This is a genomic window from Pedobacter cryotolerans (assembly GCF_005116475.1).
Taxonomy (GTDB): Bacteria; Bacteroidota; Bacteroidia; order Sphingobacteriales; family Sphingobacteriaceae; genus Pedobacter; species Pedobacter cryotolerans.
The window spans coordinates 138,308-160,700 of record NZ_SWBO01000007.1 but is presented as its reverse complement, the minus strand read 5'-3'; the positions used below and the strand labels follow the sequence as shown (position 1 = coordinate 160,700).

Genomic DNA, 22,393 nt, shown 5'->3' with positions numbered 1-22,393 from the left:
GAATGAGTGAATGATAGAATGGGTTAGCTCATCCTATCATTCAATCACTCAATCCTTCAATCATTAAAAAAAGAGCTATGTCTTACAAAAAGGATAATAAATTAAAAAGCAATTTCACCTCGATAACCATTAGTTTATCGTCTCCAGAAACTATTTTGGAACGTTCTAGTGGTGAGGTGTTAAAACCTGAGACTATCAATTACCGTACTTACAAACCTGAACGTGATGGTTTGTTTTGTGAGCGTATTTTTGGTCCGGTAAAAGATTACGAATGCCACTGTGGTAAATACAAGCGTATCCGTTATAAAGGTATTGTTTGCGACCGTTGTGGTGTTGAGGTAACCGAGAAAAAAGTACGTAGAGAGCGTATGGGACACATTAATTTGGTGGTTCCTGTTGCGCATATCTGGTATTTCCGTTCGTTACCAAACAAAATCGGTTATCTATTAGGTTTACCAACCAAAAGATTAGATTTGATTATTTACTACGAACGTTATGTAGTAATTCAAGCTGGTTTAATGGCAGATCAAGGTATCAATTACATGGACTTCTTAACTGAAGAAGAGTATTTAGATATCTTAGATAAATTACCTAAAGAAAATCAATATTTAGACGATAAAGATCCTAATAAATTTGTTGCCAAAATGGGAGCAGAGGCTTTAGAAGATTTATTAAAACGTATTGATTTAGATACTTTATCTTACAATTTACGTCACCAAGCTGCTAACGAAACTTCGCAACAACGTAAAAATGAGGCTTTAAAACGTCTTCAAGTTGTAGAAGCTTTCCGTGGTGCTAGAACTCGTATTGAGAATAATCCAGAGTGGATGATTATTAAAATCGTTCCTGTTATTCCACCAGAATTACGTCCTTTAGTACCTTTAGAAGGTGGTCGTTTTGCAACTTCAGATTTGAACGATTTATATCGTCGTGTAATTATCCGTAACAACCGTTTAAAACGTTTGATTGAGATTAAAGCACCAGAAGTTATTTTACGTAACGAAAAACGTATGTTACAGGAAGCTGTAGATTCGTTATTTGATAACTCACGTAAAGTAAATGCTGTTAAAACTGAAGGTAACAGAGCATTAAAATCTTTATCAGATATTTTAAAAGGTAAACAAGGTCGTTTCCGTCAGAATTTACTAGGTAAACGTGTAGATTATTCTGCTCGTTCGGTAATTGTTGTAGGACCAAACCTTAAATTGCACGAGTGCGGTATCCCTAAAGATATGGCAGCAGAACTTTACAAACCATTCATTATTCGTAAGATGATTGAACGTGGAATTGTAAAAACTGTAAAATCTGCAAAGAAAATCGTAGATAGAAAAGATCCGTTAGTTTGGGATATTTTAGAGAACGTTTTAAAAGGACACCCAGTGTTACTAAATCGTGCTCCTACATTACACAGATTAGGTATCCAGTCTTTCCAACCACGTTTAATTGAAGGAAAAGCGATACAATTACACCCATTAGTGTGTACTGCATTTAACGCGGATTTTGATGGTGACCAGATGGCGGTGCATTTACCTTTAGGTCATGCAGCAATTTTGGAAGCCCAAGTTTTGATGTTAGCTGCTCACAACATTCTAAACCCTGCGAATGGTACGCCGATTACGGTTCCATCTCAGGATATGGTTTTGGGTCTTTATTATATTACTAAAGGCCGTAGAACTGACGAAGGACGTGTAGTTAAAGGACAAGACCAATCTTTCTATTCTCCAGAAGAAGTAATTATTGCTTACAACGAGAAAATGATTGATTTACATGCTTTTATCAAAGTAAAAGTTAATGTAAAACAAGAAGACGGAACGATTGTAAATAAATTAACTGAAACTACTGTTGGTAGAGTATTGTTCAACCAAATGGTACCAGAAGAAGTTGGTTATATCAATGAACTATTAACTAAAAAATCTTTAAGAGATATTATTGGTGAAGTAGTGAAAATGACTGGTATGGCCCGTTCTGCAAGATTCCTTGATGATATCAAAGAACTTGGTTTTAGAATGGCTTTCCAAGGTGGATTATCATTTAACTTACAAGATGTTAACATTCCTGTAGAGAAACATACTTTACTAGAACAAGCAGCTGGCGAAGTTGAAGAGGTAAGAAACAACTATAACATGGGTTTCATTACCAACAACGAACGTTACAACCAAATTATCGATATCTGGACACGTATTAACAACCGTTTAACAACGTTTGTAATGAACCAGTTATCATCAGATAATCAAGGTTTCAACTCTGTTTACATGATGCTTGACTCTGGAGCCCGTGGTTCTAAAGAGCAAATTCGTCAGTTAGCGGGTATGCGTGGTTTGATGGCTAAACCTCAAAAATCTGGTTCAGGTGGTGAGATTATCGAAAATCCGATTTTATCAAACTTTAAAGAAGGTTTATCGGTATTAGAATACTTTATTTCTACTCACGGTGCTCGTAAAGGTTTGGCAGATACGGCGTTAAAAACAGCAGATGCTGGTTACTTAACTCGTCGTTTGCATGATGTTGCACAAGATATGATTGTTAACGCTGTAGATTGTGGTACTTTAAGAGGTATGTACACTACTGCATTAAAAGATCAAGAAGATATTGTTGAGCCGTTATATGAGCGTATTTTAGGTCGTATTTCACTTCATGATGTTTTCAATCCTTTAGATGGAAAATTATTAGTAGGTGCAGGCGAAGATATTACTGAAGAAATTGCTAAAACAATTGAAGAATCTCCACTTGAAGGAGTTGAAATTCGTTCGGTATTAACTTGCGAAAATAAACGTGGTGTTTGTTCATTGTGTTATGGTCGTAACTTAGCTTCTGGTAAACGCGTTCAAAAAGGTGAGGCTGTTGGTGTAATTGCTGCACAGTCTATCGGTGAGCCGGGTACACAGTTAACCTTACGTACCTTCCACGTGGGTGGTACTGCATCAAACATTGCTGCAGAATCTCAAATCAATGCAAAATTTGATGGTGTTATCGAGTTTGAAAACTTACGTACTGTAGAAACTCAAACTGAAGAAGGTACTACTGATATCGTATTAGGTCGTTCTGGTGAATTTAAAATTACTGAGCCTGGTACAGGAAAAGTAATCGTTACAAATAACGTTCCTTATGGTGCTTTCCTTTTTGTAAAAGAAGGAGATAAAGTTTCTAAAGGAGATAAAATTTGTTCATGGGATCCATATAACGCGGTTATTATCTCCGAGTTTGCTGGTAAAATTCAATTTGATGCAATTGTAGAAGGTGTAACTTTCCGCGAAGAGTCTGATGAGCAAACTGGTCACCGTGAGAAAGTAATTATCGATACACGTGATAAAACTAAAAACCCTGCTATTCAAGTAGTAGATAAAAAAGGTGAATTAATCAGAAACTATAACATTCCGGTAGGAGCTCACATCGCTATTGAAGAAGGCGAAGCAGTTCAAACAGGACAGATTTTGGTTAAAATACCTCGTGCAACTGGTAAAACTCGAGATATTACAGGTGGTTTACCACGTGTAACTGAGTTATTCGAAGCACGTAACCCATCTAACCCAGCTGTAGTAACTGAGATTGATGGTGTAGTAACTTTAGGTGGTGTTAAACGTGGTAATCGTGAGATGACTATCGAATCTAAAGACGGAGAAGTTAAAAAATATCTTGTTCCATTGTCTAAACACATTTTGGTACAGGATAACGATTTCGTGAAAGCAGGTATGCCATTATCTGATGGATCGATTTCTCCAGCTGATATTTTAGCAATTAAAGGCCCAGCGGCTGTACAAGAATACTTAGTAAATGGTATCCAAGAGGTTTACCGTTTACAAGGTGTAAAAATCAACGATAAACATTTCGAGGTTATTGTACACCAAATGATGCAGAAAGTTCATATCGAAGATCCGGGTGATACTCGTTTCTTAGAAAATGATTCTGTTGATAGATGGGACTTTATGGTTGAGAACGACGAAATTTACGACAAAAAAGTTGTGGTAGAGGCAGGCGATTCTGAAACAGTAAAACCAGGTCAAATTCTTTCTTTACGTAAATTAAGAGACGAAAATTCTCAATTGAAACGTAAAGATTTGAAACAAATTGAAGTACGTGATGCACAACCTGCTACAGCGAGTTCAATTTTGCAAGGTATTACTAGAGCTTCATTAGGTACCAAATCGTTTATCTCTGCGGCATCATTCCAGGAAACTACAAAAGTACTGAATGAGGCAGCAATTGCAGGTAAACGCGATAACATGTTAGGCTTAAAAGAAAACGTAATTGTTGGTCACTTGATCCCTTCAGGTACTGGCGTACGTGGCTACGAGCGTATCATTGTAGGTTCTCAAGAAGAATACGATAAATTATTAGCATCTAAAGCTGAAGAGGAAGTAGAAGCATAACCCCTAAATCCCCTAAAAGGGACTTAATATCAAATCCCTAGCATTTATTTGCTAGGGATTTTTTTGTGGATAATACTGTTTTTAACAAGGCTTTTTATACTTTTGATAATTATGGAAGAGCAACAAAACGAAAATCAAATCAATATAGAATTATCAGAAGAAATTGCAGAAGGTATTTTTTCTAATTTGGCCATTATTACTCATTCAAATACAGAGTTTGTATTAGATTTTATAAGAGTAATGCCTGGTGTGCCAAAGGCGAAGGTAAAATCGAGAATTATATTAACGCCAGAACATGCTAAGCGTTTATTACATGCTATGCAAGATAATATCGAAAAATTTGAAATGGCACATGGTAAAATTAAAACTCAAGATGAACCTCCAGGTTTTCCGATGAATTTTGGTGGACCAACAGCACAAGCTTAGGAGTCTTGTCATCCAGATCCGCCGCGGCGGAGAAAGATCTAAATTGTTAAACTTTAAAAAGAGATTCCTTCCCGAGAACTCGGGACAGGCTGTTCCTCGGAATGACAAAAGCTGGTTACGTGCTTAATAATTTCTTCAAACTGATTTGGCTCAAACCAAGCGGTATCTTGATCCCGCCTAAACCAAGTTAGCTGTCTTTTTGCAAAGCGACGGGTGTTTTGTTTAATCATCGCAACTGCGGAAGAGAACTCTGTTTTACCATCAATGAAATCAAAGAGCTCTGAATAGCCAACGGTATTTAAGGCATTGTATTTACGATAGAGTATTAGGCTTTTTACCTCATCTAACAAACCTGCATTCATCATTACATCTACACGATGATTAATCCGGTCATACAAAATACTGCGTTCGGTATTTAATCCGATTTTAACGATATTAAAAGGTCTTTCTTTTTTTTGAGCGGTTAGAAATGAACTTAGCTTTTGTCCGCTAGAAAGTATAACTTCTAATCCTCTAATCATTCGTTGTGGATTAGATTGATCTACTTTGGCAAAATATTCGGGATCTAATTCCTGTAGTTGATTTTTAATAACCTCAATTCCATCATTCGCTAATTGTTGATTGAGTTGCTCACGAATATTTAAATCAATTTCAGGTAGTTCATCTAAGCCTTTACATACGGCATCAATATATAAACCCGAACCACCAACTAATATTGCCACATCATTTTTTAAGAATAATTGCTCTATTAGCTGTAAAGCTTCCGCTTCAAAATCGCCAACACTAAAAAGTGTTTTAACTGAATGAGAATTGATCAAATGATGTGGTGCAGCAGCCAATTCCTCTTTCGATGGTTTAGCTGTGCCAATATGCATTTCTTTAAAAAACTGTCTCGAATCGGCAGATATAATTTCTGTTTTGTAAAACTGAGCAAGCTGGATCGCTAACTCAGTTTTACCAATGGCTGTTGGCCCAACTACTACAATTAAAGTTTTTTGTTTTTTTAGCATTGATCTTAAAACTTAATTGCTGTAATTAATAACAGGTTCAGGGTAAAAACAACAGATTTCTCATCGCTACGTTCACTCGAAATGACGGTTATATTAAATCTGTGAAATTAATTAAAAATGACGGTTATATTAAATCTGTGAAATTAATTAAATCTGTGAAATCAAATTTTAATACTCTTCCTTATCGCTACCGTATTCTTCATCTGCAAAATCGTCTCCATCTCCAAATTCATCTTTTTCCTCATCCTCTGCTTCTTCATCAACTTCTTCTGCCATTATGCCTCTACCGCCCATGGCTTCTAATTCTTCAGTGTCTTCTGGCACAAAATCTAGCTCATTTAAAAAGTCGAAATCTGTTGAAGCTGCTGCAGCGCCAACAGCAAAACTACCGATGTTATTTTTATCGATAATTTTTGGAGCTTCGCCGATGCTTTTCACAACATAAGGATATTCGATATTTGGATCGTTTTCTAAAATTATTTTGATCAATTCAACGTGAAAGTCAAATGGGCGTTCAAAATCGTAGATATAATAAAATTTTTGGTGTGGATCTTCGATAAAATTACTCAATTTCGATTTCTCCATAAGCGCAACACCGTTATCAATTTTACGTTGATTTGGCAAAATAGCTATTTCATCGCCTTTAATCCAATTATCTGTGCTTACATAAAATGATGATGATTTATCTGCATTATATCCGGTTGAGCGGTGGAATGCTCTATGTAAATCCTCAAAAGTTTGATTTGTTTTGATATCGATTTCTCTGCTTACCTCATCAAAATCTTCAAAAGAAATTCTAAATCTATAAATTGCCATTGCGCTGTTCTGTTTCTGTTTGTAAAATTAAGAAATTAAAAATAAAATTTGCTCTTAGAATTACTTTGTAACCTGATTTAAACCTAATTGTTTGGCTTTAATTAACATAAAATTAAATGCCTCGTTGTAATCGTTTCTTATTTCGCCTTCTAAAATAGCTTCTCTAATTGCATTTTTTAAAATACCTACCTCTTTGCCTGCTGTTAATCCAAATGTTACCATAATATCATTACCAGAAATTGGAGGTTGCCAGTTGCGCAAATGATCTCTTTCTTCAACATCTTTCAGCTTTTGCTTAACCAACTCAAAATTATTGCGGTACTTTTTAATTTTGTATTCATTTTTTGTGGTTACATCAGCATTGCACAACAACATTAAGCTTTCAATTTCTTCCCCAGCTTCAAAAAGTAATCTGCGTACTGCCGAATCGGTTACTTGTTCTTGAGCTAAAACAATTGGCCTCAAGTGTAATTGCACCAACTTTTGAACTAATTTCATTTTTTCGTTTAAAGGAAGTTTTAGTTGAGCAAATATTTGAGGCACCATTCTCGCACCTTTATCTTCGTGGCCATGAAACGTCCAACCATGCCCTTCTTCAAATCTTTTGGTAGCTGGTTTAGCGATATCATGTAAAATTGCTGCCCAACGCAACCAAAGATCATTTGTTGTTGTACAAATGTTATCTAAAACCTGTAAAGTATGGTAAAAATTATCTTTATGCCCTTTACCTTTAATAATATCTACGCCGTAAAGATTGGCCATTTGTGGAAAAATGATGTGCAATAAACCTGTATCAAAAAGATGTTTAAAGCCAATTGATGGAGTTTTAGAAAGAATAATCTTATTTAATTCATCAGTAATTCGTTCTTTAGAAATAATTTTAATTCTTTCTCTTTGGGCGCTTATTGCATCAATTGCGTTTTGATCAATCTCAAATTCTAATTGTGTAGCAAAGCGGATGGCTCGCATCATTCTTAAAGGATCATCAGAAAAGGTATTTTTTGGATCTAAAGGAGTTCGAATTAACTTACTTTCCAAATCTTTTAACCCATCAAATGGATCAATTAAACTGCCAAAATTATCATGGTTTAATGAAATTGCTAAAGCATTAATGGTAAAATCTCTTCGTAACTGGTCATCTTCTAAAGTTCCATTTTCTACAATTGGCTTTCTTGAATCAGAGCGGTAAGATTCTTTCCTTGCTCCAACAAATTCAATCTCTAGATCTTTGTATTTAAGCATTGCTGTTCCGAAATTTTTAAAAACCGCAACTTTGGTTTTTAAATGTTCACCTACCTTTTCGGCAAATTCAATTCCATTGCCAAGTATTACAATATCAATATCTTTTGATGGGCGTTGCAAAAATAAATCGCGAACAAAACCACCAATTACATACGCTTCAGTTTGAGATTGCCTAGCGATGTCTGCTAAAACTTTAAAAATTGGATTTGATAGGTGATGTTGCATAATTGTGGATTTTGTCATGATGAAGAAGCAGGCATCCCATATTAGAGATTTGTCGCAAGCTCAGAATGACAAAGAATTGTTAAAATTAATAAAAACTATTGGTGCTTCTTTAATTTAATGCTGAATAATGCTCAGCTAAAGGCTGATTGGGTTTACTTACGAATCAATTCAAATTGACCAGATGGACCAAGTTTTATAATTGTTGATGGTTTTTTTTCGGTTCTATCTTCTTGATTATAATCAACTACATAATCAACCGCGTCTTTTACATCATCACTTATTTCATCAAAAAATTGGGGTGTAGGCTGGCCGCTGATATTCGCAGATGTAGAAACGATAGGTTTTCTAAAACGTTGGAGCAGTTGTTCGCAAAAATCATTCTTAACTACTCTAATACCAACAGATCCATCAGTATTTATAACGTTTTTAGCTAAATTTTTGGCTCCAGAGAAAATGATGGTCATTGGGTTTTCTGCATACTCTATCAGCTGATACGCAACTTCTGGAATCTCTGTTACATAACTTTGTAATTTATTGTCGGTATCAATTAACACAATTAAACTTTTATCCGCCCCGCGACCCTTAATGTTATTTACTTTAGCTACTGCCTCTTCATTTGTAGCATCGCATCCTAAACCCCAAACAGTATCTGTTGGATAAAGTATTACGCCGCCATTTTTTAATACTTCTAAAGCCTTATTTACTTCGTCTCTTAGCATGCAGCAAAGTTAATTAATTTATGCAAATGTTAAATTTTGGTAATAAGTTAAAACCGTATGCTATATGCGAAAACTAAACAAGCTCAATAATCGTTTCTTGGTTATATATTAGTTGTAAAATTGTTGCATAAATCATTATAAATGAAATGATTAATTTGCTATTTTTATAAAGGTTAATCAAATATAAAACACACACATAAAATGAAAAATTTATTAAAACTTTTAATGCTGTTTACGATAGGGATAGCATTTGTAGGTTGCAGTAGCTTACGCACTGTATCTGATGTTGACAAAGATGTAAATTTGAGCGTTTACAAAACCTATAATTTTTACGATAAGGGTTTGGAAAAAATCAGACTAAACAACTTAGACAAAAGAAGATTGATGGCTGCTGTAGAAACCGAAATGAATTTAAAAGGCTTTACAAAGGCTGATAAACCAGATATGCTGGTTAACTTGGTAGTTGTTGCTAGAGAAAGAGCTGATATTTATGATTCTGGGTTTTACGGAGGACTTGGCTGGGGCTGGGGTGGAAGATGGGGTTGGGGCTTCGGCGGTCCTTGGGGTGGACCAGCTTATGTAAACCAATATCAAGAAGGTACCATTATCATCGATTTTTTAGATCCTGCTAAAAAGATTTTGTTTTGGCACGGAAGAGGCGCTGGTTTTAACTTAGATAACTTTGCAAAAAGAGAAGAGCGTTTACAACAAGGTGTTGGCGAGATTTTGAAACAATATCCAAACAATGGCGTAACTGCAAAATAGAATTGGTTAATTACCTTGAGATTAAAGAAGCTGTTAAATTATATTTAACGGCTTTTTTTAGCTATTTAACTTACAGCCAATTGACCTTTTTGCCTATTAATGATTTTTTAATTTCGGTAATGATATTACTTAAACCATTATTAATATTAACTTTTTGCTGTAGGATCTGAAGATTTTTTCTTGATTTTTTAATTTCACTTTTCTTGGCGATAAAACCTTTCAAGCTTTTAAATATCCAAAACTCTCCTTTAAATAAATGACCAATTAATGTGATGGTAAATAATTGTAAATGCCAGGTTAGAAGCTTTAACCCTTGTAAATGAATGCTTTGTAAAATAAAGCTATTTCTGTTGTAAGTAATTTGGACAAAGTTAGATTTGTTCAATTTATTAGTTGATGAACTAACTTGATGATAACAAATCGCTTCGTGTTCATAATATAGTTTCCAGCCCATTCTCCATGCCTTTAATCCTAAATCGAAATCTTCAAAATAAAATGGCGAATATATTTCATCAAAACCATTTAATAAAAGCAGTTTATCTCTTTTTACCAATGCATTTGCACCAGATAAATAACAAGTAAGTGTGCTATTATCTTGCTCATTTGTATAATAGAATTTGTTTGCCTTAAACTTAGAGCCTTTGAAATAGGGTAAACGAGCAGCATCTTCAATTTTATTCCCATCCATGCTCATTATTCGTCCCATCACTCCAAAAGTATCTTCTTTATTAAAATACTTAAATTGTTGTTCAAAAAAATTGGCCGTAAGTTTAACGTCTGTATTGAGCAGTAAAACCAAATCTTTCGTTGCAATATAAATTCCTTGGTTACAGGTATATGAAAAACCGCTATTAGCCTCGTTTTTTAATAAAATGATTTGTGGATAGTTTTGTTGGATAAAGGAAATAGAATCATCAATGGAGCAATCATCGATTATAATAATCTCGTAAGAAATTTTGCTATGCATTAAAGCCTCAATAGTAGCAGGCAAATACATCTCTAATAAATGTTTGCCATTAAAATTTGGTAATATAACCGAAATACTAAGCGCTATTTTAGCCATTCATTAGTTGATTATTTGATAGTTTTTATACTCGAAAAGCCTAATTCCTGTCTTTTCTTCAAACCAAGCTAGTAATTTTCTTCTAAAAGGTAGTTTTTTTTGTGTTTGTGTAGGGTCGAAGTTAAATTTCCAGTTGCTTTTGGTTATCCTGTTTTGCATTACCAACGGATGGCTTTCTTCGAAATTAAAAAGTTGATCCGCATTTTGATAATCAAACTCTGCAAATTCTGGATAAGTATCTGCTATCCATTGATCATCTGTAGTATAAAACTGATTGAAATTTCTAACTTTATTATTCAAACCCTTTGGTGGTTTTACCCAGCCATAATGGTAAATATAAGCTGCTATGTGTTTAACCTTAATCTTGCGGTTATTAAATCTAAATCCTTGTGCATCCCTGTATGAATGCATGCCGGGTAAGTTTCTAATAATTCTAACTTCTCTTCTGTACCATCTTCGCGAATGAGCAAAAAAATCATACGAACCGTAAAAATGCTTGTAATTAAATAACAAACCTTCAATATTTGGATCATTTAAGCTGTTTTGCATTTCATTTTTAATATTTTCCAGATATTTTTCATGAACGCATTCGTCACCTTGAATGTAAAATGCCCAATCTACATCTTTACTAATTGCTTTAAATGCCTTATCGGTTTCTAGTGCAAAAACTTTTCCACCTTCTCTAGCGGTATCATCCCAAATGGTTTGGATAATTTTTATTTTTGGTGAGCCAATTTGCTCAATTAAATGTAGCGTTTCATCACTTGAATTGCCATGAGCAACAACAAATTCATCGCATATTGGAAGGATAGAAGTAATAGCCTCAACGATAGAATAATCATTTTGGATGGCATTTCTAATAAAGGTAAAACCCGCTACTTTCATTAAGGAAGATACAAAATTGGTTATTGTTTAAGAATTGAATAACCACGAAGGTATATATTTTAACTTAAATGTTTAAGGTTTTGAGATAGCAAGCCATTAAATGTTCATTTATGACTTCATTGTTAAAGCTTTGTACATATTGCAATCCTTTTTCCTTCATCGTTTGCTGTAGCGAAACGTTAGTTAAAACATTATTAATTGCTTTTGCAAAGCCTTCAAAATCATCTGGATTAACATATAAACTATTTGGCCCACCAGCTTCTTCTAGGCAAGAACCAGTGGCGGCAATAACGGGAACTTCACTGTACAAAGCCTCAATAATTGGTATACCGAAACCTTCATAGTAAGATGGTAGCACAAATAAACTCGCCATTTGGTAAATACTTGGTAAATCTTTAAATGGGATATCTTTTAAAAATACAACTCTATTTGTTATGCCTAATTTTTCAATTTCTTGCTTTACTATTTTGGCGTAAGGTTTTTCTTTACCAATAATAATCAATTTAAAGTCTGCGTTAATTTTCGGCATAGCCTTAACAATAGCCAAAATATTTTTACGGGGTTCTATGGTGCCAACACTTAAAATGTATTGGTTTGGTAGGTTATATTTTATCTTAACTTCTTCTTCTTGGGCTGCAGTAGCCGCTACTTTAAAACTATCATCGCAACTTTGGTAAATTACCTCAATTTTAGCAGGGCTGATGTTGTAAAGTTCAATGATGTCTTGTTTTGTTTTTTCGCTGATGGCAATAATTTGATCAGCATTTTTACAAGCATATTTACTTTTGTAATCGTAAATAAATCGATCAATTGGTTGATAATATTCAGGTTTGCGCAAAAATATTAAATCGTGTATAGTAACTACACTTTTAATTCCGGTTTTTTTTAACCCAAAGGGGATTTCATAACTCAAACCATGAAAAAGATCAATCTTATCTTCTAATAATTGATGTTTAACACCTAAACTCCGCCATAAAAATTTTGCTTTTTGGGGTAGTTTAAGGGAAATATTTTCTCTTTTAAAAAGCGGAAAATCAATAATGCTTGCTTTCGCCTTTGGCGTATAAATGAAATATTGATTTTGCGTAAAACCCTTGGCTAAATGCTCAATTAACGATCTACTGTAATTGCCTAAACCGGTTAAATTATTTGCAGCACGTTTGCCATCGAAACCTATTTTCATGTTGTTTAAATGTTGTAAAGTTGGAACGTTGAAACATTTAAACATTCCAACTTTACAACAAAATTATACAGCTACATTATTTTCTCTCAATGCATCATTAAGAGAAGTTTTTTTATCTGTAGATTCTTTACGTTGCCCAATAATTAAAGCACATGGTACTTGAAAATCTCCGGCAGGGAATTTTTTAGTATACGAACCAGGTATTACCACAGAACGAGCAGGTACCACACCTTTGTATTCAATTGGAGTATCGCCAGTTACATCAATAATTTTGGTTGATGCAGTTAAAACCACATTTGCACCTAAAACGGCTTCTCTTTCTACTTTCACACCTTCAACAACAATAGCTCTAGATCCTAAAAAGCAATCGTCTTCTATAATTACTGGAGCAGCTTGAACAGGTTCTAAAACACCACCGATACCAACACCACCACTTAAGTGAACGCGTTTACCAATTTGTGCACAAGAACCAACGGTAGCCCAAGTATCAACCATTGTACCTTCATCAACATAAGCGCCAATGTTTACATAAGAAGGCATCATGATAACACCTTTAGCCAAATAAGCACCATAACGGGCGCTTGCCATAGGTACAACACGTACACCTTGCTCTTGGTAGTTAGTCTTAAGTTCCATTTTATCATGGTAAACAAACGGACCAACTTTAATTTCTTTCATTTGTTTGATTGGGAAATATAAAATAACGGCTTTTTTAATCCATTCATTTATGCCCCAACTATTTAAAATAGGCTCTGCAACACGTAATTCGCCTTTGTCTAATCTCAATATTACTTCTTCAATTGCCTCGCAATAGTTGTTATAGGCTAATAACGACCTATCTTCCCAAGCGGCTTCTATCAGTTTTTTTAATTCTCCAATCATGGTATTTTTAATTTTCTACAAAATAAATCAATTTTATGTATTGATCGGTGTTTTAGCTCAATTAAATGTAGATTTATTGCAACAAACTAACAGAGGCTATATTTTTTTTTTTTGGCACGATAAAATCTTTGTTAGTAATTTTGATGTTTATGAGTGAAAAAGAGAAACTAAGGATTGATAAATACCTTTGGGCAATTAGATTATTTAAAACTAGAAGTTTGGCTACCGAAGCTTGCAAAGCGGGTAGGATAAAACTAAATGGGCAAAATTTAAAACCATCAGCCATTGTAAAAGTAGGAGAGGTTTATCAGGTTTCTAAAGGCATCGAAAAAAAAATAATAGAGGTAGTTGAACTTTTATACAACAGGGTTGAATCGAAAATTGCCGTAACTAAATACAAAGATTTAACACCAGAAGAAGAAACACACGCCTTTAAATCTGTTTTTCATGCGCCAACTTTAAAGAGAGATAGAGGTGCAGGTAGGCCAACCAAAAAAGATAGAAGAGAAACTGATGATTTAATAGAGGGGATGTTTGGGGATTAGTTCATTGGTGTCATTAGTTACGTTGATCATTCATTAATTCATTCAAAATTCACTCATTCATACAATAAATCAATCACTCAAAATTCTATCATTCGAAATTGATTTATCTCTCATTCTGTAAGCCATCATTGCAGTTTTGCCTAATTTTTTAATCAGTTGATAATTTGCAACTGCACCAACTGCAGCACCCACAACAGGTAGTAATTGAGCAAGTTTAGCCAAATCTATATAATCTCGGTATTCTTGCTGAAAAGTTTGCCAATCGAAATTTTCGGCACTTTCGGGTAAAACAATCAGTTTCTGATCCCAGTTTTGCATTTGCTTAAACACATTTTGCGTACCGGTTTTGCTCGAAAATGCTAACTGGAAAATATGTAAAATATAAAGTCGCTCTCTATAATCTTTCACATCATAACCGTACAAAGCGGCAATTTCAAAAAGCATTTTCATTTTTATGCCAATTAAAATCGGAAAATCGGCCATGCTCATTAAAAAACCACCAGCACCAGTTATGCCACCTTCGGCAGCGCCAGTTTTACTGTAACTATCAATTTTAGCTTTTACCAATGCTTCTCTATGCAACAAGCTGATGCTTTTATCTGGCATAGCCGATGTAGTATAAGTTGAACCAAAAAGTACAGCTTTAACCATTTGTTTAATGGTAGCGGTAATAGCTTTATGCACTTTTGTAGGGATATAGCTATTGATTTTGGTTTGCACTTTTGTAGCCAAATTGCCAAGCATTGATGGTTTTTTCATCAATTCCATCTTCCAAAAATCAAGTTCGTAGCCAATCTGTTGTTCGTAATTATTCATTTTTTATTAAATACTTAATTGTGCATAAGACAAAACACTAAACTTAAATGTTACGCAAAGATTATTTTACTCCTCTTTTAATGGCGATTTCTGCCATAGCTTAAACGCTTGCTGAGCTTCATTTCTTAACAGTTGCTTAATGGGTAATTTTCTGCTTTCCAGAGGTTTTTCTATTTCCTGATAAATAAACTCATCATCAAAATCTATCGCTGCAGCATCTTGTTTGGTGTTTCCATAATAAATGGTGTCAATACCACTCCAATAAATTGCACCTAAACACATAGGGCATGGCTCACAGCTAGTATAAATTGTAGCTCCAGTCAAATCAATGGTTTTTAGGTTTGTACATGCTAACCTTATTGCCGCTATTTCAGCATGTGCTGTAGGGTCAATTGTTTGATGTACTGTATTTGCACTTTCGCCAATAATTTCTCCATCCTTAACTACAACTGCACCAAAAGGACCACCCAACCCTTCAGAAACATTTTTAGTTGAAAGCTGTATCGCAATGCGCATAAATTTTTCATGTTGGCTATTATTTTCCATATACTTTACTGAGATTAATTATTCGTATTGCAATTTAGACAGTTAATAAACAAACATTGGTTTAACAAAATATAATACAAAAAAATGCCTCGATTGTTCGAGGCATTTCATTATAAAGCATTAAAATGCAATTATTATTTTTTGTCTTTAGCGTAAGCGTCGTTTAAGCCTTTTACTACAGCATTGGTTACATCTAAACTTTCATCAGCAAATAAAACGTTCGCGTTACCTTTTGAGTAAGTTAACACCATTTTGTAACCTTTAGATTTTGAGTAAGTTTTCAAATAATCAGCAATTTTATTGTAAAGCGCTTCTTGCTCTTTAGCATTTTCATTTTGCAAAGCAGTACCAGCATTTTGTTGGTAAGCTTTTAACTCTTGATCTTTACGTTGCAATCTTTGCTCTGTTGCAGCTCTTTGATCTGCCGCTAAGCTATTTGCTTGAGCTTGATACTGTTGTACTTCACGTTGAAAAGCTTGTCCTTTAGCAACTAAATCACTTTCGGCTGCTTTGCCTTTGCTTTCCATTTTAGCAGTAATATCTTTTGCGTATTGATATTTAGAAAGTAAAGTATCAGAATTTACATAAACAATTTCGTTTTCGGCTGTAACAGTAGTAGTTGTTTTTGTAGCAGAAGTATCAGTTTTACTTTCTTTATCTCCACAAGCAGTTAGTACAGATACTAATGCAATCGCAGTAGCTAAACTGCTTACTTTTAGTGTGTTTAATTTCATCCTATTTTAATAAATTTTAGCAAATATAAAAATCAAAACCGACTATCCTAAAAATCATGGTTTTTAAATCAATTTTGGGTTTTAGTTAGTAAACTTAGTTTTTAAAATTTATTGAATTATTTGATGAAAAATGGGCGATATTTTATGACACTTTCAACACTCAAATAGTTATCCACAATGTGTTTTAAGTAGTAAAAAATGGTTATTTTTGAATCTTTAAGTATTAATCAAAATTATGAGTGAAGAAATAGATCCAAAGTCAAATTATAATGCAGATAATATACAGGTTTTAGAAGGTTTAGAGGCTGTACGTAAGCGTCCTTCGATGTATATTGGTGATACAGGCGTTAAAGGTTTGCACCATTTGGTTTATGAAGTTGTAGATAACTCTATTGATGAAGCTTTGGCTGGTCATGCAGATACAATTATAGTAAACATCTTAGCCGATAATTCTATTCGAGTTGAAGATAATGGTCGTGGTATCCCGACAGGTATAAATAAAAAAGAAAATAAATCGGCATTAGAAATTGTAATGACCGTTTTACACGCTGGTGGTAAATTCGATAAAGATACTTACAAAGTTTCTGGGGGTTTACACGGTGTAGGTGTAAGTTGTGTTAACGCACTTTCTACAGATTTAAAAGCAGAGGTTCATCGTGAGGGTAAAATCTGGATGCAGGAATACAAAATTGGTGTTCCGCAGTACGATGTTAAAGAAGTTGGCACAACAGATAAAAGAGGTACAATTGTAACTTTTAGTCCAGATGCTACTATTTTTACCCAAACTACCGAATATAAATACGATACCTTGGCAGCTCGTTTACGTGAGTTGGCTTTCTTAAATAAAGGAATTACTTTAACCTTAACAGATGAGCGTGATCCGCAAGAAGATGGTTCTTTCTTAACAGAAACTTTCCATTCTGACGGCGGTTTAAAAGAATTTGTTCAGTTTTTAGATGGCACTCGTGCATCATTTTTACCAGAGCCAATTTATATCGATGGTATCAAAAACGGTGTGCCAGTTGAGTTAGCTTTTCAATACAATGATAGTTACTCAGAAAATGTTCACTCGTATGTAAATAACATCAATACCCACGAAGGAGGAACACACATTGCAGGTTTTAGACGTGGTTTAACACGTACTTTAAAAAGTTACGCAGATAAATCGGGTTTGTTAAAAAACCTAAAAATGGAAATTACTGGCGATGACTTTAGAGAAGGTTTAACCGCAGTAGTTTCTGTAAAAGTACAGGAGCCGCAGTTTGAAGGTCAAACCAAAACCAAGTTGGGTAACTCTGAGGTAATGGGAGCGGTAGATATTGCTGTTGGTGAGGCATTGGGTGCTTACTTAGAAGAAAATCCTAAGGAAGCTAAAATGATTGTTAACAAAGTTATTTTAGCTGCTACTGCCCGTGCCGCTGCTCGTAAAGCCCGCGAAATGGTGCAACGTAAAAGTGTAATGGGTGGTTCTGGTTTGCCAGGAAAATTAGCCGATTGCTCTGATAGTGATCCAGAAAAATGTGAATTATATCTTGTAGAGGGAGACTCAGCAGGTGGAACTGCTAAACAAGGTCGCGATCGTAATTATCAAGCTATTTTACCGTTAAAAGGAAAAATCCTGAACGTAGAGAAAGCAATGGAGCATAAAATTTACGAAAATGACGAGATTAAAAATATGTTTACAGCATTAGGTGTAAGCATTGGTACACCAGAAGATGATAAAGCGTTAAATTTAACTAAACTTCGCTACCATAAAGTTGTAATCATGACGGATGCTGATATCGACGGGTCGCACATTACCACGTTGATTTTAACATTCTTTTACCGTTATATGCGTGCTTTAATTGAGGCTGGTTACGTTTACATTGCTGCTCCGCCATTGTATCAAGTTAAAAAAGGTAAAGAGTTTGAATATTGCTGGAATGACGCCCAACGTGATGCTGCAGTACAACGTTTAAAAGGTGCAGGTAAAGAAGAAAGTGTACACATACAACGTTACAAAGGTTTGGGTGAGATGAATGCAGAGCAATTATGGGATACAACCTTGGATCCAGCTAGACGTACCTTGCTTAGAGCAACAATAGAAAATGCTGCAGAATGCGATCATACTTTTTCTATGTTAATGGGCGATGAAGTTGCACCACGTAGAGAATTTATTGAGCGCAATGCAAAGTATGCGAAGATTGATGCTTAGAAAGCTTAAAGCTTAAAGCAGAAAGCAATATATAAACCTTCCAAGTTAATTTTTGGGAGGTTTTTTGTTTTTTAAAATTTTGTGAAAAGCAAAAGCAGATGTAAGATGAAAGTTAATCTGGCTTTACGTTATATTCCCGATAAAATCGGGAGATGCCACTTCAATCCAGTTTAGGTGGCTACAAAAATGCTACTATCTAAGGTTGCATGGTGTAAATGCATCATTTCAAAAATAGTTGCAAAAAAAACCTCAACTAATGCTGAGGTTTTTAATATGTTTTTATTTCTTGCTTAAATGGTAATCTACCAAATCATCTATAGGCGAGCGAATGATTTTACCCACACCCATTTCATAACGATCAGCTACGATGCTTAAAATGTCTCTAAAGCTATAACCTACAGAACCAACACAATTTAATTTATAGTTTTTGTAGTTAGGGTAGTGGATCACCAAGTTTTCGAAGAATGCGGTAAAAGCATAATCTACAACTGAGTGGGTGTAATCTTCATAGCTATCTTTAAAGTCGTAAATAAATTTACTAAAACTTGCGCAGAAACGGTTTGGCAAAGGTTTGTTGTAAATATGATCAAAAATATCTTCGTTAGTTAATGCATAATTGTCATAAAAGCTTTCTCTTAAACCTTTCGGCATGTAACCTTTCATATAATCGGCTAAAATACGTTTGCCAATATAACTACCGCTACCTTCATCACCTAAAAAATAACCAAGCGAATCAATGTTTAAAGTAATGTCATTTCCATCATACAAACAAGAATTTGTTCCTGTGCCTAAAATTGCTGCGAAACCTTCATTGTCTCCTAATAAAGCTCTGCAAGAAGCTAATAAATCATGTCCTATATTTATTTTAGCATTGGTAAAGATATTTTGCATACCATCTTCAACAATTTTCTTTTTAGCATCGGTAGAGCAGCCAGCGCCGTAGTAATATACCTCAGTTAATTTTTCGGCTTCAAGGTGATCTGGTAATGATGTTTTAAGTGAGTGTTCTATGTAATCACTATCAACAAAATAGGGGTTGTAACCTTCTGTATTAAAATGGATTTTTCTTCCGGCTTCATTTATTAAACACCAATTTGTTTTTGTTGATCCACCATCTGCAATAACTATCATTTCTTGTTCTTTAAGTTATGTAATAAGTAAAAAGTCTACCAATATATGTGCCTTTTTTCAAATAAAAAATTAAAATTTAGTTTTTATTTTCTTAACACTAATTTTATGCTAAAAGTTTGTATACGAACGAGAATTTGAGTTTTAATAGAAAGTGTACTATATACACTATTAAGCACCGTTTTAGACCAGTTTTACTATTGGTATAAGCTAATTAAAAACAAAACGCCCTTAAAAAATATTAAGGGCGTTTTAGTGAAAATATCGTTGTTTAATTTTTGGTAACGGTATAAGTTCTGTTAAACTCATCCAATATAATGGTATAATTACCTGCGCTGGTGATGCCGATGTTAGCTCCCCCTTCGGCTATTGCGCCTGCAGTACCTCCATATTCATTAGTCCAGCTTCCTTTAGTGAAAATGAACTTAAATTCACCCACACTCATATTGGTAGTAACAGTCCATTTTCCATTTCCACTGTATGTCATAGCAGGTAATAAGGCATTGCCAACAGAGTTATCCCAACCTCCCGTTGTGGCATTACCTACTAAGAACATAGTGCCGTCTGTAATGGCATATTTTAAATTCTTGATATCTGTTCCATCCCATACAATACGTTTTAAACCAGTTGCTCCAGGAACTATGAAGTTACTTTCACCAGTTTCTAGCAATACTCCCTCTGTTGCGCCTTTACCATAATCTCTCTCTTGATTAACTGGTCCGCCACCGTTTGGCCAATTTGCACCATCTATCAATTTAAATTCACCACCACCTGTTAAAGTTACAAAGCCCATAAATTTATTAGTAGCAATGTGTGTTAAAGCCTGCGAAGGAAAAATGTTTGGTGGATTCCAACCAGCAGCTGTTGCACCTCCAACGGCACCCATTCTACCAGCTTGTACATAATATTTAAGGTTCTTTTGGTCGAAAGTAACACGATATACTCCACTAGTGCCGTAATTTTCGATATTGGCTTCGTTGTCTACAACAGCATCACCAGGTGTACCCGGTTTCATTCCCCAGTCAGAAGAATTTAAGCTGCCACCTGGCCATTGTTGCTGGTTCAAAAATTTGAATCCACCATTTCCTGTAGTAAGTTTAACATAAATAAAGAATGTTCCAGGATTAGAAGCATCAGGAATCATCTGTATTGCAGCTGCATCATTCCATCCCGCTGGTGTATCACCGCCAACTAAAAATATTTTAACTTCTCTGGTAATTACCAAATCATTTACATAATCAGCTGTTTTTTTGAAGTTCCCAGAAGTGGCTTCAACTGTCCATTGTAAAGCAGTAGGAGAAGCTTGATCCGTAAAACCAGCAGCTGTCATTTTATCGCTAATGTCTTTGTAAGATACTGATAGAGCAGAGTCTAAACCATTGTTATCTGAGGTATAAGTAAATAATGGTGTGTTAAAATTACCACCTTTAGCTACAAATTTAACTTGATATTTAGTTAAACTGCTTGCAACACCTGGAAATGATTTTTGCCATTTAAACTTTAATAGATCTGTAGTAGAATTTGGATTTATTACTATAGCTGTATTAGAAGAAACTGGACCATATAGTAAGAAATTGCTCACTCCATCGCCCATGCGGGTAATAGAAACATTTAAAATAGGAGTAGTGCTAACTGTAACTGAACCATTGGTAGCTTTTACAGCCCAAATTAAATCTGTTTTAACTCCGTCAGCAATTGATTTAGCTTTTAAAGCATCATCTAATTGTTTTTGAGTTAAAGTAAGTGTGGCACTTGCACCAGCATTATCAGATGGTAATTCAATTATTGGCGCATCTATATTACCAGTTTTTAAAGCTGCTACAAATTTGTAAGTAGGAGCGGTACTAATACCTGGCTTAGCAGCTGTCCAAGAAAACGTGAGTTTTGCACTTGGTGTAGCCGAATTTAATACCAGCATGGCATTATTTGCCGGTGCAGTAATGGTAAAGTTCCCTAAAGCTTCACCCTTAGATACATCATCAAAATCTGATTTTTTACAACCTAAAGCAATTGCTACAATAGCAATTAGGAGGTATAATATTTTGTTTTTCATAATATGATTAATTAAAAACTGTATAGCTAACTTCAGTTACTGGACCAGATGTTGGCACATTGGTACCATTTGCATCTTTAATACTGCCAGTAAATTGATAGCTGAATTTGCCCAACTTAGTGCCTGCAGGTAGCGTAATTAGTCTTTCTGGAATGAAAGAATAAGAATAAAGAACATTTGATTCTTTAGTTGCTACTAATGCATTTCTAGTAGCCACAACTGTTTGTGGTATTGCATCAGAATAAAAAGTTAAGGTAACTTTCACATCAAACATGCGCTGCAAATTCTGATCTGTAGCTAAATCTTGGTGAAAATAAACAGTTGCCATATCGGTAAAATCCATTTTTGATGGAAAAACGCGGAATTGTGACGCTGTAAATACCAAAGGATCAAATTTAAAAGGCTTAAAATCCTGGGTTTGTTTAGTTCCATCTTTACTTTTACCTAAAAAGCCAAAATTAATCAGCTCTGCTGGACTTTGGCCAAACAAAGTTGTACCGGTAAATTTGAAGGTAAATACATTTCCAGCAACTCTAGTCATTTTAGCTGCTTCAGAAGAACTGCCCCATTGCCCATTGGTTAGTGCATCTTTACCGCCACCAACGCCATCGTTAGAAAACATCCATAAATAAACATCAGTTTGTCCGGCCATTCCAGTTCCAGTTACATCTAAGGTAATGGTTACTTCATCTTCAGCGGTAAATGTTGCCGGGCTAAAGCTTGGGTTACTTTGCGCAAAGGTAAAAGCCGCACAAAAACCTAATATTATTGTTAATACTAATTTTTTCATCTTT

The 22,393-nt window shown here is 34.7% G+C and carries 19 protein-coding genes; 5 read left to right on the top strand and 14 right to left on the bottom strand.

Going from position 1 to position 22,393, the window contains the following annotated elements:
• Positions 1-77 precede the first annotated feature (77 nt).
• Both rpoC and FA045_RS13160 read left to right on the top strand, forming a co-directional pair.
• Entirely contained in the window at positions 78-4,367 is a 4,290-nt protein-coding gene (rpoC, locus tag FA045_RS13165; protein WP_136877550.1) for a DNA-directed RNA polymerase subunit beta', read from the top strand.
• Positions 4,368-4,478: 111 nt separating this feature from the next.
• Entirely contained in the window at positions 4,479-4,793 is a 315-nt protein-coding gene (locus FA045_RS13160; RefSeq protein WP_136877549.1) for a DUF3467 domain-containing protein, read from the top strand.
• Positions 4,794-4,846: 53 nt separating this feature from the next.
• On the opposite strand, the gene miaA is transcribed toward FA045_RS13160, so the two are convergent.
• From miaA to FA045_RS13140, 4 genes are all read right to left on the bottom strand, one after another.
• Positions 4,847-5,803 carry a tRNA (adenosine(37)-N6)-dimethylallyltransferase MiaA gene (miaA, locus tag FA045_RS13155; RefSeq protein WP_136877548.1) on the bottom strand — a complete coding sequence of 319 codons (957 nt, stop codon included), beginning with the start codon at positions 5,801-5,803 and terminating at the stop codon, positions 4,847-4,849.
• Positions 5,804-5,971: 168 nt separating this feature from the next.
• Positions 5,972-6,619, bottom strand: a complete 648-nt coding sequence (locus FA045_RS13150; protein ID WP_136877547.1) for an IS1096 element passenger TnpR family protein — start codon at positions 6,617-6,619, stop codon at positions 5,972-5,974.
• Positions 6,620-6,679: 60 nt separating this feature from the next.
• Entirely contained in the window at positions 6,680-8,086 is a 1,407-nt protein-coding gene (locus FA045_RS13145; protein WP_136877546.1) for a CCA tRNA nucleotidyltransferase, read from the bottom strand.
• 152 nt (positions 8,087-8,238) lie between these two features.
• Entirely contained in the window at positions 8,239-8,805 is a 567-nt protein-coding gene (locus FA045_RS13140) for an L-threonylcarbamoyladenylate synthase (protein WP_136877545.1), read from the bottom strand.
• A gap of 201 nt (positions 8,806-9,006) precedes the next feature.
• Here FA045_RS13140 and FA045_RS13135 point away from each other — a divergent pair, with 201 nt between their 5' ends.
• The gene (locus FA045_RS13135) at positions 9,007-9,570 is read left to right on the top strand and encodes a DUF4136 domain-containing protein (protein WP_136877544.1); all 564 of its coding nucleotides are present in this window, start codon (positions 9,007-9,009) and stop codon (positions 9,568-9,570) included.
• Between the two features lie 70 nt (positions 9,571-9,640).
• On the opposite strand, the gene FA045_RS13130 is transcribed toward FA045_RS13135, so the two are convergent.
• From FA045_RS13130 to FA045_RS13115, 4 genes are all read right to left on the bottom strand, one after another.
• Positions 9,641-10,633, bottom strand: coding sequence for a glycosyltransferase family 2 protein (locus FA045_RS13130; RefSeq protein ID WP_136877543.1), 993 nt, complete (start codon positions 10,631-10,633; stop codon positions 9,641-9,643).
• A 3-nt stretch (positions 10,634-10,636) separates the two neighbouring features.
• Complete coding sequence (locus FA045_RS13125; RefSeq protein ID WP_136877542.1) at positions 10,637-11,518, bottom strand: glycosyltransferase family protein; 882 nt, start codon at positions 11,516-11,518, stop codon at positions 10,637-10,639.
• A 64-nt stretch (positions 11,519-11,582) separates the two neighbouring features.
• The gene (locus FA045_RS13120; protein ID WP_136877541.1) at positions 11,583-12,701 is read right to left on the bottom strand and encodes a glycosyltransferase family 4 protein; all 1,119 of its coding nucleotides are present in this window, start codon (positions 12,699-12,701) and stop codon (positions 11,583-11,585) included.
• Between the two features lie 63 nt (positions 12,702-12,764).
• Positions 12,765-13,583: a 2,3,4,5-tetrahydropyridine-2,6-dicarboxylate N-succinyltransferase gene (locus tag FA045_RS13115; protein ID WP_136877540.1), complete on the bottom strand. Its 819-nt coding sequence runs from the start codon at positions 13,581-13,583 to the stop codon at positions 12,765-12,767.
• A gap of 149 nt (positions 13,584-13,732) precedes the next feature.
• On the opposite strand from FA045_RS13115, the gene FA045_RS13110 reads away from it, so the two are divergent.
• Entirely contained in the window at positions 13,733-14,128 is a 396-nt protein-coding gene (locus FA045_RS13110; RefSeq protein ID WP_136877539.1) for an RNA-binding S4 domain-containing protein, read from the top strand.
• A 69-nt stretch (positions 14,129-14,197) separates the two neighbouring features.
• Here FA045_RS13110 and FA045_RS13105 read toward each other — a convergent pair whose 3' ends face one another.
• The 3 genes from FA045_RS13105 to FA045_RS13095 all read right to left on the bottom strand — a co-directional run bounded on the left by FA045_RS13105 (position 14,198) and on the right by FA045_RS13095 (position 16,224).
• Positions 14,198-14,944: an EcsC family protein gene (locus FA045_RS13105; protein ID WP_136877538.1), complete on the bottom strand. Its 747-nt coding sequence runs from the start codon at positions 14,942-14,944 to the stop codon at positions 14,198-14,200.
• Positions 14,945-15,010: 66 nt separating this feature from the next.
• Positions 15,011-15,490, bottom strand: coding sequence for a nucleoside deaminase (locus FA045_RS13100; protein ID WP_136877537.1), 480 nt, complete (start codon positions 15,488-15,490; stop codon positions 15,011-15,013).
• Positions 15,491-15,624: 134 nt separating this feature from the next.
• The gene (locus FA045_RS13095; protein ID WP_136877536.1) at positions 15,625-16,224 is read right to left on the bottom strand and encodes an OmpH family outer membrane protein; all 600 of its coding nucleotides are present in this window, start codon (positions 16,222-16,224) and stop codon (positions 15,625-15,627) included.
• Positions 16,225-16,459: 235 nt separating this feature from the next.
• Here FA045_RS13095 and gyrB point away from each other — a divergent pair, with 235 nt between their 5' ends.
• Positions 16,460-18,418, top strand: coding sequence for a DNA topoisomerase (ATP-hydrolyzing) subunit B (gene gyrB, locus FA045_RS13090; RefSeq protein WP_136877535.1), 1,959 nt, complete (start codon positions 16,460-16,462; stop codon positions 18,416-18,418).
• A gap of 279 nt (positions 18,419-18,697) precedes the next feature.
• On the opposite strand, the gene FA045_RS13085 is transcribed toward gyrB, so the two are convergent.
• From FA045_RS13085 to FA045_RS13075, 3 genes are all read right to left on the bottom strand, one after another.
• Complete coding sequence (locus FA045_RS13085; protein ID WP_136877534.1) at positions 18,698-19,549, bottom strand: N-acetylglucosamine kinase; 852 nt, start codon at positions 19,547-19,549, stop codon at positions 18,698-18,700.
• Between the two features lie 268 nt (positions 19,550-19,817).
• Complete coding sequence (locus tag FA045_RS13080; protein WP_136877533.1) at positions 19,818-21,599, bottom strand: SusF/SusE family outer membrane protein; 1,782 nt, start codon at positions 21,597-21,599, stop codon at positions 19,818-19,820.
• A 7-nt stretch (positions 21,600-21,606) separates the two neighbouring features.
• Positions 21,607-22,389 (bottom strand): hypothetical protein, encoded by a 783-nt coding sequence (locus tag FA045_RS13075; RefSeq protein ID WP_136877532.1) that lies wholly within the window; start codon positions 22,387-22,389, stop codon positions 21,607-21,609.
• Positions 22,390-22,393: the final 4 nt, after the last annotated feature.

Bases quoted from the DNA above. Each gene is read 5' to 3' on its own strand.
- rpoC (WP_136877550.1), top strand. From the start codon at position 78: ATGTCTTACAAAAAGGATAATAAATTAAAAAGCAATTTCACCTCGATA.
- FA045_RS13160 (WP_136877549.1), top strand. From the start codon at position 4,479: ATGGAAGAGCAACAAAACGAAAATCAAATCAATATAGAATTATCAGAA.
- miaA (WP_136877548.1), bottom strand. From the start codon at position 5,803: ATGCTAAAAAAACAAAAAACTTTAATTGTAGTAGTTGGGCCAACAGCC.
- FA045_RS13150 (WP_136877547.1), bottom strand. From the start codon at position 6,619: ATGGCAATTTATAGATTTAGAATTTCTTTTGAAGATTTTGATGAGGTA.
- FA045_RS13145 (WP_136877546.1), bottom strand. From the start codon at position 8,086: ATGCAACATCACCTATCAAATCCAATTTTTAAAGTTTTAGCAGACATC.
- FA045_RS13140 (WP_136877545.1), bottom strand. From the start codon at position 8,805: ATGCTAAGAGACGAAGTAAATAAGGCTTTAGAAGTATTAAAAAATGGC.
- FA045_RS13135 (WP_136877544.1), top strand. From the start codon at position 9,007: ATGAAAAATTTATTAAAACTTTTAATGCTGTTTACGATAGGGATAGCA.
- FA045_RS13130 (WP_136877543.1), bottom strand. From the start codon at position 10,633: ATGGCTAAAATAGCGCTTAGTATTTCGGTTATATTACCAAATTTTAAT.
- FA045_RS13125 (WP_136877542.1), bottom strand. From the start codon at position 11,518: ATGAAAGTAGCGGGTTTTACCTTTATTAGAAATGCCATCCAAAATGAT.
- FA045_RS13120 (WP_136877541.1), bottom strand. From the start codon at position 12,701: ATGAAAATAGGTTTCGATGGCAAACGTGCTGCAAATAATTTAACCGGT.
- FA045_RS13115 (WP_136877540.1), bottom strand. From the start codon at position 13,583: ATGATTGGAGAATTAAAAAAACTGATAGAAGCCGCTTGGGAAGATAGG.
- FA045_RS13110 (WP_136877539.1), top strand. From the start codon at position 13,733: ATGAGTGAAAAAGAGAAACTAAGGATTGATAAATACCTTTGGGCAATT.
- FA045_RS13105 (WP_136877538.1), bottom strand. From the start codon at position 14,944: ATGAATAATTACGAACAACAGATTGGCTACGAACTTGATTTTTGGAAG.
- FA045_RS13100 (WP_136877537.1), bottom strand. From the start codon at position 15,490: ATGGAAAATAATAGCCAACATGAAAAATTTATGCGCATTGCGATACAG.
- FA045_RS13095 (WP_136877536.1), bottom strand. From the start codon at position 16,224: ATGAAATTAAACACACTAAAAGTAAGCAGTTTAGCTACTGCGATTGCA.
- gyrB (WP_136877535.1), top strand. From the start codon at position 16,460: ATGAGTGAAGAAATAGATCCAAAGTCAAATTATAATGCAGATAATATA.
- FA045_RS13085 (WP_136877534.1), bottom strand. From the start codon at position 19,549: ATGATAGTTATTGCAGATGGTGGATCAACAAAAACAAATTGGTGTTTA.
- FA045_RS13080 (WP_136877533.1), bottom strand. From the start codon at position 21,599: ATGAAAAACAAAATATTATACCTCCTAATTGCTATTGTAGCAATTGCT.
- FA045_RS13075 (WP_136877532.1), bottom strand. From the start codon at position 22,389: ATGAAAAAATTAGTATTAACAATAATATTAGGTTTTTGTGCGGCTTTT.